Origin of the sequence: Dactylosporangium cerinum (assembly GCF_042653625.1) — a bacterium.
Lineage (GTDB): Bacteria > Actinomycetota > Actinomycetes > Mycobacteriales > Micromonosporaceae > Dactylosporangium > Dactylosporangium cerinum.
This window is the reverse complement of the sequence record NZ_JBHSIU010000090.1, coordinates 1-1,972: the sequence shown is the minus strand read 5'-3', so window position 1 is coordinate 1,972 and position 1,972 is coordinate 1. Positions and strand designations below refer to the sequence as shown.

General features: G+C 68.1%; 4 protein-coding genes. All 4 read left to right on the top strand.

Features of this window, described 5'->3' with window-relative positions; genetic code table 11:
- Positions 1-550 precede the first annotated feature (550 nt).
- A complete protein-coding gene (locus tag ACFPIJ_RS50595; protein WP_380126654.1) occupies positions 551-802 on the top strand; it encodes a hypothetical protein in 252 nt (83 codons plus the stop codon).
- Between the two features lie 227 nt (positions 803-1,029).
- The gene (locus ACFPIJ_RS50590) at positions 1,030-1,218 is read left to right on the top strand and encodes a hypothetical protein (RefSeq protein WP_380126653.1); all 189 of its coding nucleotides are present in this window, start codon (positions 1,030-1,032) and stop codon (positions 1,216-1,218) included.
- Between the two features lie 74 nt (positions 1,219-1,292).
- Complete coding sequence (locus ACFPIJ_RS50585; protein ID WP_380126652.1) at positions 1,293-1,580, top strand: hypothetical protein; 288 nt, start codon at positions 1,293-1,295, stop codon at positions 1,578-1,580.
- Positions 1,581-1,644: 64 nt separating this feature from the next.
- A partial coding sequence (locus tag ACFPIJ_RS50580; RefSeq protein ID WP_380126651.1) for a helix-turn-helix domain-containing protein occupies positions 1,645-1,972 on the top strand: 328 nt, incomplete at its 3' end.

The window sequence follows — 1,972 nt, the reverse complement described above, 5'->3', positions numbered from 1 at the left end:
CCTTCAGCTTCGGCAGCGACGCGCCCCGAACCGGCCAAACAACCAAGATCACCAACAGCATCCGGAATCTGTGCCAGAGCCAGCATGCCGTGTCCGCTGGCAATTTCCTTGACCGGCGGCATTTCGACGGCCATGGCAGCCGACCGGGGTGATCGGCGGCCGCAGCGCATCGACGCGGGAGTTCGCACGGGGACATCCCAGAGCTCCCGGGCGGCATTGCGGTGCCGCCCGGGAGCTCTCTCCCCCCGGGTGCGAAGAAGGTCAGCAGGGCGAGGCCGCGAGCGCAGCCGGAATCTCCCGGCCGACCGGGGTGCGGTGCGTCATGGAGCCTCCCGTCCACTCGCGGCGGCGCCTCGTCATCGGGCCGGCGCCACCGGGGACCGGGGTGGCATCGAAGAGACCTGACGCTACCACTGCCCGGCCATCGGCGCACCGCCCTCGGCGCGGCACAGCGGCGTAGGATGACAGTGTCGCCCAAGACCTCGGCGACCGAGGCCCTGCGTCCATTGTGGACGGTCCGCGACATCGTGACTCGTCGAAGGGGCGCGCCATGACGATCGAACATCCGACCTGCCTGCTGTACCTGCTGACCGCGGGCCGGGAGAAGGAGCTTGTGCTGCGGGTGCACGGCACCGAGCTCACGACCGAGCATCTCACCGCGTGGATGACCGAGGAGGCCGTGCACGCGCTGACGGTCTCGCGGTTCGGTGACGACGAGACCTCGACGCTGCTGCTCAACTTCCGCCACGTGGTGGGCGCGCGGCTCGCTCCCTACAGCGAGACGCGCACCGGATCGTTCTGACGGCCGCGTGTTACGGTCGGCAGCGTTGACCCGTCTCGATTCATTTCTGCTCCGGGTCGTCGGCGACCGATCGTCGCCGTCATGGTGCTCGCACCGAATGACCAGCGCCGGGTAGCCTTCTGCGCTCGCCGTCCGGCGCCGCACCCGCCACGAAAGGTGGGTTTCATGCCAACGACGCACGGCGACCGCTGTGTCCATACCGGCCCCAGGTCGGCCGGTCTTCGACGATGACGATCTCCTACGGGTTGCTGAGCACGTACCCGCCGACCCAGTGCGGGCTGGCGACGTTCACGGCGTCGCTGCTGCGCGCGCTCACCTCACCGGCTGGTGGGGACCGCGCGGGCGTCGTGCGAGTGGTCGAGGCGCCCTGCGCCTGCCGAAAACTCATCCGTGCTGGTGAGAGCCAGTATGCGTAGCCGCTACGGTCTTGGCGTGGTTCCCCGTTCGGGTTCTCGCGTACCTGGTGCTCGCTGCGGCATGATGGTCCGTCGTGCTGCTGCGACTGGCCTACCTCGGACTGACCAACGTGTTCGCGGTACTGCGCCTGCTGCCCACGAGTAACCGGGACAAGGACATCGAGATCCTCGTCTTGCGGCATCAGATCATGGTGCTGCAGCGCCAGCTGGGCAACGAGAAAGTGCGGTTCGACAACGGCGACCGGGCGTTCCTGGCGGCGTTACTGCACCGGCTACCACGCGACGTGCTGAGCCGCATGCGGCTGTTAAAGATCTTTCGGGTTCTCGGTGAGTCGCTGTCGGCCGATCGGGTTGACAGGTAAGACAATCATGGACATGACTGCTTCACCCCGGTCAGCCGGTCCGCGTCGTGGTGTCGTTCGCGACGTGGATGCGTTGCGGGAGCAGCGGATGCGGGCTGTGGACATGTTCGAGGCCGGCTGCCGGCAGGTCGATGTGGTCAATGCGTTGGGTGTCACGGCGCAGGCCGCGTCGCGGTGGTACCACCAGTGGCGGTCCGGTGGCCGGGAGGCGTTGGTCGGCGCGGCGCGGCTGGGACGCAGGGCTCGGCTGTCCGATGAGCAGATCGAACAGGTGGAGGCGGCGTTGCTGGCTGGGCCGAAGACCCACGGCTTCGCCACCGACATGTGGACCCTGGCCCGGGTCGCCGACGTGATCGAACGAGTGACCGGTGTGCGGCACTCCCCGACGCAGA